General features: G+C 66.3%; 8 protein-coding genes. All 8 read left to right on the top strand.

Annotation, left to right across the window (positions count from 1 at the left end; translation table 11 throughout):
- Positions 1–213: 213 nt before the first annotated feature.
- Genes ACESM1_RS29945 through ACESM1_RS29910 form a run of 8 tightly spaced genes read left to right on the top strand, consistent with a single transcriptional unit; the run spans position 214 to position 7,621 of the window.
- Positions 214–1,230, top strand: coding sequence for an ABC transporter substrate-binding protein (locus ACESM1_RS29945; RefSeq protein ID WP_372625001.1), 1,017 nt, complete (start codon positions 214–216; stop codon positions 1,228–1,230).
- A 7-nt stretch (positions 1,231–1,237) separates the two neighbouring features.
- Positions 1,238–2,287, top strand: coding sequence for an ABC transporter ATP-binding protein (locus ACESM1_RS29940; RefSeq protein ID WP_372624999.1), 1,050 nt, complete (start codon positions 1,238–1,240; stop codon positions 2,285–2,287).
- A gap of 25 nt (positions 2,288–2,312) precedes the next feature.
- On the top strand, positions 2,313–3,140 hold the full coding sequence (locus ACESM1_RS29935; RefSeq protein ID WP_372624997.1) for an ABC transporter permease: 828 nt from the start codon (positions 2,313–2,315) through the stop codon (positions 3,138–3,140).
- Positions 3,137–3,919 (top strand): ABC transporter permease, encoded by a 783-nt coding sequence (locus tag ACESM1_RS29930; protein ID WP_372624995.1) that lies wholly within the window; start codon positions 3,137–3,139, stop codon positions 3,917–3,919. The genes ACESM1_RS29935 and ACESM1_RS29930 overlap by 4 nt, the downstream gene beginning before the upstream one ends.
- Positions 3,920–3,934: 15 nt before the next feature.
- Positions 3,935–4,759, top strand: a complete 825-nt coding sequence (locus ACESM1_RS29925) for a polysaccharide deacetylase family protein (RefSeq protein ID WP_372624993.1) — start codon at positions 3,935–3,937, stop codon at positions 4,757–4,759.
- Positions 4,756–5,481 carry an SDR family NAD(P)-dependent oxidoreductase gene (locus tag ACESM1_RS29920; protein ID WP_372624991.1) on the top strand — a complete coding sequence of 242 codons (726 nt, stop codon included), beginning with the start codon at positions 4,756–4,758 and terminating at the stop codon, positions 5,479–5,481. Before ACESM1_RS29925 ends, ACESM1_RS29920 begins: the two co-directional genes overlap by 4 nt.
- The gene (locus tag ACESM1_RS29915) at positions 5,472–6,227 is read left to right on the top strand and encodes an SDR family NAD(P)-dependent oxidoreductase (RefSeq protein WP_372625003.1); all 756 of its coding nucleotides are present in this window, start codon (positions 5,472–5,474) and stop codon (positions 6,225–6,227) included. Before ACESM1_RS29920 ends, ACESM1_RS29915 begins: the two co-directional genes overlap by 10 nt.
- Positions 6,224–7,621, top strand: a complete 1,398-nt coding sequence (locus ACESM1_RS29910) for an amidase (RefSeq protein ID WP_372624989.1) — start codon at positions 6,224–6,226, stop codon at positions 7,619–7,621. The genes ACESM1_RS29915 and ACESM1_RS29910 overlap by 4 nt, the downstream gene beginning before the upstream one ends.
- Positions 7,622–7,896 lie beyond the last annotated feature (275 nt).

The raw sequence follows: 7,896 nt of genomic DNA, 5'->3' as shown, positions 1-7,896 counted from the left end.
CTCGCCAGGGAGAAGATCATGCGCCACTGACCACAACAGACACGCCCAACGGCTCGAACAGCCAGCGCCGTCTGTCAGATCAAGTCCTGGCTAATACACATTAGGCGCGCAGATCCATGCTCCTCGCATCCGGCCAGACCCGCGTTGACGCCGTGACTTCCTGCTGCCTAACATCTCAGTGGGAAAACGAGAACGCGAGGAATGCCAATGCGGATGCGCGATGCCCTGGCTGGGGCAATGGCTCTGGGTGCCGCCTTTTCTGCAAGCGCCTCAGCCCAGCAACTCAACGTCGCCATCTTCGGCGGCTCCTTTGCGGAAAATGTCCGCACCTGCGTCGCCGAGCCCTTCACGCGCGCGACCAGCACCCGAGTAAACTTCGTCCTTGGCAACTCTGTGCAGAACGCGGCGCGCCTGCGTGCGACGCGCGGGCGGCCGGACGTCGATGTCGCTTACATGGATCTCCAGGTGGCGGTGCAGGCCAAAGCCGAGGGACTGCTCGACCAAATCGATCCCGCGCGCCTTACGAACCTCCCCGACATCTATCCGTCGGCAGTAGATCCCGATCGGCGCTGGATCGGCTTCATGTATTCCTCAACCGCCATCGCCTACAATCCGCGCGAGCTGCGCACTCCGCCCAGCAGCTGGGCTGACCTCTGGTCGCCGGCGCTGCGCGGCAAGATAGCTATTGGCGATATTTCCGCGACGTCGGGGCAGCACTTCCTGATCGCCGCAGCGCGTCTGAATGGCGGATCGGTCGAGAACACGGAGCCAGGCTTCCGCGCAATCCGCGAGCTGCGCCCGCATGTCGTGACGCTCTACACCCAGGCCGATCAGGTGGTGCAACTGATCGAGCGCGGCGATATCGCCGCGGCAGTCTGGTTCTCCGACCGCGTTGGCGCGGCGGCGCGCAGCGGCGTCCCGGTAGCGGTTGTGTTTCCGAGCGAAGGGGCAATCGGCATCCTGCCGACCTTTGCTATCCCGCAAGGCGCACGGAATAAGGCGTTGGCCGAGCAGTACATGGACCGCGCCCTCTCCTCGGATGCGCAGCGTTGCTTCGCAGAACGTCAGTATGCGGGCCCCACAAACCGAAGAGTTGAACTGCCCGCTGAACTCGCGGCGCTGGTGCCCTATCGCGAATCTGTGGACCGGCTCTACTTCCCGCCGCCTGAGGTTGTAGCGCAGAACCTACCGGCCTGGACCGACCGCTGGAACCGCGAGATAGCGCGCTGATCTAGCCGTGGCGACTGTCGAGCTGCGAGGTCTGAGCAAGCGCTACGGTGCCGCCGTTGCGGTGGCTGGCGTCGACCTGATGATTGAGGAGGGCGAGATGGTCGCCCTCGTCGGCCCGTCCGGCTGCGGAAAGACCACGGTGCTGCGCTTGATCGCCGGGTTAATCGAACCCGACGGCGGCAAGGTTCTGATCGGCGGCGCCGATGTCACCCGCGCACCGGTGCACAAACGCAATCTCGGGCTGGTGTTCCAGAGCTATGCGCTGTTCCCGCACCTGACGGTCTTCGAGAATATCGCCTTCGGCCTGCGCCGCCGCGGTGTCGCGGATCCGGAGGTGACGCGCCGCGTCAAGGCCGCGCTGGAACTTGTGCAACTCGGCACGCTTGCGGCGCGCTACCCGAAGCAGCTTTCAGGCGGGCAGCAGCAGCGGGTCGCGCTAGCACGTTCGGTGGTGACGGAGCCGCGCGTGCTGCTGTTGGACGAGCCTCTCTCAAACCTAGATGCCTCGCTGCGCGACGAGATGCGCGTGGAGTTGCGCCGCCTACAGCAACGCCTCGGCATCACCACGGTCTTCGTCACGCATGATCAGCAAGAAGCACTGACGCTGGCGGACCGCATGGCGGTGATGCGCGCCGGCCGTATCGAGCAGTTAGGCTCGCCGCAAGAAGTTTATGAGCGACCCGCGAACAGCTTCGTTGCGGGCTTCGTCGGCCGCTCCAACCTTTTCGATATCGATGCGCGGTTCGACGGGTTGCGCGGCCCCGGCGGCATCCCGCTGCTGGCCGCCGGCCCGCGGCCAGCCGGCGCACATCTGCGCGCCGCATTGCGCCATGAAAAGCTGCGCCTCGACGGCACGCCACCGGAAGGCGCCAACACATTCCCGGCCGAGATCCTGCTGCGCGCCTTCGCCGGCGCCCAGGTCCAGTATGTGCTGCGCCTCGACGCCGGCCCGGAATGGCTTGCGGAAGGCCCAGCGCATCCCGCCATCCCGCAGGGCGCCCGCGTCACCGCATGGTTCGCTCCGGAGGATCTAATCCTCCTTCCCGCAGATGGCTGAAGTGCGGCGCCGCGATACGGTCGGGTTGCTGCTGCTCCTCCCGCTGCTGCTGCTTCTCGGGCTGGTGTTCCTGCTGCCGGTTCTGTCGCTGGTGCCGACCAGCCTGCATCCCTACCTCGCCGGGCGCGGCATCGGCGAAGGGTGGACGCTCGAGCATTACATCATCGCGCTGACCGACGAGTTCTACCTAGAGATCCTGCTGCGTACGCTCGGACTCGGCTTCGTCGTCACGCTGTTGACGCTGCTGATCGGCTACCCTGTCGCGTATATCCTGGCGCGCTCCACCTCGCGCTGGCGCCACTGGCTCACCCTGCTGGTGGTGTTCCCAATGCTGCTCAATCTGGTGGTGCGGACCTTCGGCTGGATCGCGCTGCTGGCGCGGCGCGGGCTGGTGAACCAGTGGCTGATGGGCCTTGGCATCACCGACGAGCCGCTGCGGCTGATGTTCAACTTCACTGGGCTCCTGATCGGGCTGACCCACATCTTCCTGCCGATCATGGTGCTGGTGCTGGTCGCAACGATCCAGAACATCCCGCGCGACCTTGAGGAAGCGGCCGGCGTGCTCGGCGCATCACGCATCGCCGTGTTCGCCAAGGTCACGCTGCCGTTGAGCGCGACCGGCATCGTCTCTGGCTCGATCCTGGTCTTCGTGCTGACGGTCAGCGCGCTGGTCACGCCTCGGCTGCTCGGCGGGCCGACCTACAAGGTGATCTCCACACTCGTCTACGAGCAGTTCCTGCAACTGCTGAACTGGCCCGCCGGATCGGCGATTGCGCTGCTCATGACGGCGATCGTGCTGCTCCTGCTCTGGGCCGGGGCACGCCTCGCGCGGCGGTGGGAGGCGCGGGCATGAAGCCGGGCCGCATCCTCGCCGGCGCCTATGTCGCGCTGGTGCTGGGCTTCCTCATGCTGCCGGTGGCGGTGGTGGTTCTCGCCTCCTTCAGCACGACCTCCTTCCTGACCGTACCGCCACAGGGCCTCACGCTGAGGTGGTATGGGCGGGTGCTGGAAAGCACCGACTACCTCCACGCCATCGGCATCAGCCTGACGCTTGCCGCGGCGGCGACGACGGGTGCGCTGCTGATCGGCACTGCGACCTCCTATGCGCTGGTGCGACGCATCGTGCCGGGCCGGGCGCTGATCTCATCGCTGGTCATGTCGCCGCTGGTCTTCCCGGGCATCGTCATCGGCGTGGCGCTGCTGCAATTCTACTCAGCACTTGGCCTGGCCGGCACCTTCGCCGGGCTGGTGCTCGCGCATATCGTCATCACCGTCCCCTATGTCGTACGCACGACCCTGGCGAGCCTGCACGGGCTGGACGCCGAGCTTGAGGACGCCGCCTGCACGCTCGGTGCGACGCGCTTCGATGCCTTCCGCCTGGTGACGCTGCCGTTGCTGCGGCCTGGCCTGGCGGCTGGCGGGCTGTTCGCGTTCATAACCTCCTTCGACAACGTGCCGGTCTCGATCTTCCTCACCGGCGTGACCAGCACGACGCTGCCGGTGAAGCTGTTCACCGCGATCGAGTTCGGCGTGGACCCTTCGGTCGCGGCAATCTCTTCGCTGATGATCGTCACCACCGGCCTGACCTTGGTGCTCGCCGAGCGCTGGATTGGGTTTCACCGCTTCACCTGAGGGAATGGCGCCACGATGCCGATGACCCAGCATGGCCTGCCCGTGATGCTCAGCTTCGACCTGGATTGCGAAACACTCTGGACCTCGCGCGATCCGAAAAATGCCGAGCGGCCGGTGATCATGTCCCAGGGCGCATACGGATGGAAGGTCGGTTGCGACCGCGTGCTGGACCTGCTCGCGCGCTACGGCATCACCAGCACCTTCTTCGTGCCCGGCCTGGTGATCGAACAGCGGCCCGCGCTGATGGAGCGCATCCTGAAGGGCGGGCACGAGATTGCACACCACTCCTACTCCCACCGCTGGATCGTGACGCTGACGCCGGAGGAAGAGCGCGAGGAGATGGAAAAGGGCATCGAGGCGGTGCGCCGCGCCACCGGCCGCAAGCCGGCCGGCTACCGCTCCCCGGCCGCGGAATTCAGCGCGATCACGCTGAAGTTGATCCGCGACTACGACTTCTCCTACTCCTCGAATTTCTTCGATGACGACAGCCCCTACCTGCTCGAAATCGAAGGCCGGCGCAGCGATGTTGTAGAGTTTCCGTTTGCCTGGGTGCTAGATGACGCGCCCTTCTTCAACTACTCCATCACGCTGCCGGGTCGGACAATGCAGCCGCCGTCCTCGGTCCTGGAAGGCTGGGTTGACGAGTTCGACTTGCTCTACAAGGAGCAGCGGCAGTTCATGCTGGCGATGCACCCTGAGATTATTGGCCGCCCCTCCCGCATCGCAATGCTGGAGCGGCTGATCAAGCACATCCTAGGCCATCCCAAGGTCTGGTTCACCCGCTGCGACGCGGCTGCCGAGGCGCTTCGCCCAATCCTCAAGGCTGGGACCGCACGATGAGGCTCGCAGGACGACGCGTTCTCGTCACCGGCGGCGCGAGCGGCATCGGCCGTGCCATCGGCGCGCGCTTCACGGCGGAAGGTGCGTGCGTCGCGCTGCTGGACCGCGCGCCAATGCCCGATGCCGTGACCGGCATCCTTTGCGACCTGCTGGATGCCGCCGCCATTGGGCCCGCGGTCGAGCGTGCCGCCGCGGCGCTGGGCGGGCTCGATGGCGTGGTGAACGCGGCCGGCGTGGATCTGATGCGCCCGCTCGCTGAGATGCAGCCGGACGAATGGGCGCGCGTCATCGGGGTGAACCTGACGGCGCCGATGCTGGTTTGCCGGGCCGCCCTGCCCGCGCTGACCGCGGCCGGACGCGGCACCATCGTCACCATCGCATCCGGCGCCGCCTTGCGGCCTCTCCCCGCCCGCACTGCCTACTGCGCCGCCAAGGCCGGCGTCGTGATGTTCTGCAAGTCACTGTCCATCGAGTTGGCCGTGCGGAACATACGGGTCAATGCGATCTGTCCCGGCATCATCGACACGCCGATGTGGCGGGAAAGCTGGGAGGCCGCGCCGGATCCGCAGGCGGAGCTTGCCATGATCCTCGACCGCTACGTCATCAAGCGTGTCGGCCAGCCGGAGGAGATCGCGGATGCGGCTCTCTTCCTGACCTCCGACGAGAGCTCTTACGTGACCGGCACCGCGTTGGCGGTGGATGGCGGGAGGACATTCCACTGAGCACACAACGTTTCACCGGCCGCCTTGTCGCGATCACCGGTGCCGCCAACGGCATTGGCCGGGCCACCGCCCTGCGCTTCGCGGATGAGGGCGCCACGCTCGCGCTGTTCGACGTCGAGGCGGATCAACTCGACGCCACCGCCGCGGAGTGCCGCGCCAGGGGTGCGACGGCCACGGCTTTCGTCGCCGACCTCACCAACCGCGCTGCCGTCGAGGACGCCTTCGCCCGAATCGGGCCGCTCGATGTGCTGTTCAACAACGTCGGTCAGAGCGCACGGGAGAAGTCCCGCCCCTTCCACGAAAGCGATCCGGACACGTGGCGCTTCGTGCTCAACGTCTCACTGGTGACGACAATGCTGGTCTCGCGGCAAGTGGTGCCCGGGATGCGGGACCGCGGCGCCGGCCGCATCATAAACATGTCCACGGAAAGCGCCTTCTACGGGGATGTCGGCATGGTCGACTATGCGGCGGCGAAAATGGGCGTAATTGGGTTTACTCGCTCACTGGCGCGCGAACTTGCGCCCTTCCACGTCAACGTCAACGCCGTCGCACCTGGTGCGATCCGGACCCGTGCGCACGACCGGCTACCGCGTGAGGTAATCGATAAGGTACGCAATTCCGTCCCCATGGGTTTTGTTGCCGAGCCGGAGGATGTTTCTGGCGTCGTCGCATTTCTTGCCTCCGACGACGCCCGCTACGTCACGGGGCAGACGCTGCTGATCGATGGCGGGCGCTGGATGATATGACCAACCCCCTTCACCTCTCCGCGGCTGAGGCCGCCGCTGCCATCCGGACGCGGCGCCTGTCCCCTATCACGCTGATCGATGCTGTACTTGATGCTATTGCGCGCACCCAGTCCACGCTCAACGCATTTGTCACGGTGGATGACGAAACCGCACGGGCCGCCGCGCGGGAGGCGGATGCGGCGGTAATGCGGGGTGATGTGCTTGGCCCGCTCCATGGTGTGCCGTTTTCGGTGAAGGACCTTACCTGGACAAAGGGCCTGCGCACCACGATGGGCTCGGCGCTCTACAGGGAGTTCGTGCCGGAAGAGGACGCTGTCCCGGTGGCTCGTCTGCGGGAGGCCGGCGCCATCCTAATCGGCAAGACCACCACGCCGGAGTTTGGCCACAAGCCCTACACCGATAGCCCCGTGAGCGGGGTATCGCGCAACCCTTGGGACTTGGCGCGCACGCCGGGCGGTTCATCCGGCGGAGCGGCGGCGGCGGTAGCCGCAGGTCTAGGGCCGATCGCGCTCGGCACGGACGGCGGCGGCTCGGTCCGCATTCCGGCTGCCTGCTGCGGCGTCCTTGGCCTGAAGCCGACCCTCGGCCGCGTGCCACACGTCCATGCACCCGACGGCTTCGGGAACAACTCCTACATCGGTCCGATAACGCGCACCGTTGCCGACATGCGCCTCATGGTGGCAGCCATGGAGGGCCCAGATCCGAGGGACCCTTATGCCTTCGCCCTGCCCACACCGCCCGCCCCTGGCGCGCTCCGCATTGGTTGGGCGCCACGCGTCGGCAATGCGCTGCTCGACCCGGAAGTCGAAGCCCTGACGGCGGCCGCCATGCGGCAACTCGGAGGCACGGTCGAACGGGTCGAGATCGACTTGGCGTCCGAGGAAGAAGCCTTCCTGGTCATTCTGCAATCAAGTTTGGCGGGCCGCTTCGGCTCGCGCCTGACGCAGGATCGCCACTTGTTCGACCCCTCTTTCGTGGAGGCGATTGAGCACGGCCTTGGCCGCAGCGCCTCAGAAATTCTGGCTGCGACGCAGCGCCGCACAGTGCTGTTCCGCCAGATCGTAGCGCTCTTCGGTAGAATCGATGTGCTCGCCACGCCGACGATCAGTGCGCCAGCACCTGCAACTGGCCTCGACCCGTTCGCAGCCTTCTCCGTTGGCAACGGCGCTGGTGAGGCCGGCCACATCCGTGCGACTTGGTATCCCTACACCTTCCCGTTCAACCTCACTGGACACCCAGCGCTGTCGATCCCCTGTGGGCGCACCACGGCCGGGCTTCCCGTGGCGCTGCAACTGGTCGGGCGTTGGCACGAGGATAACCTGCTGCTCGATCTTGCGGCACGAATGGAGGAGGTCCGCCCCTGGGCGCAGGACTGGCCGCCTCACGCCGCCTGAGTGACCCACGTCGTGACCCCGTGTTGGCAAGTATTTCGGCGGTGTGGTTCTGACCAATCCGATCCTGCCGAGTTCTCGCCCAGCGACGGTTCGAATCCGGGGCACTTCCTCCGCCAGCTGCCTTGGGTGCCAGGCGCCCCGCTGAACGGGACGGTGCCCAGGGGCGCAGGTTCAATCGTAAGCGGAGGCTCCGGACCCTTCGCGCCGCGGCTTGACGCTCAGGTGTTTTTCGAGGCTGCCCAGTGCCAGGGCATGAGCTCGTCGATGCGGTTCTC

This window comes from Falsiroseomonas sp. (assembly GCF_041690465.1).
In the GTDB taxonomy this organism is placed as follows: domain Bacteria; phylum Pseudomonadota; class Alphaproteobacteria; order Acetobacterales; family Acetobacteraceae; genus Falsiroseomonas.
This window is presented reverse-complemented; position numbering and strand designations above follow the sequence as displayed.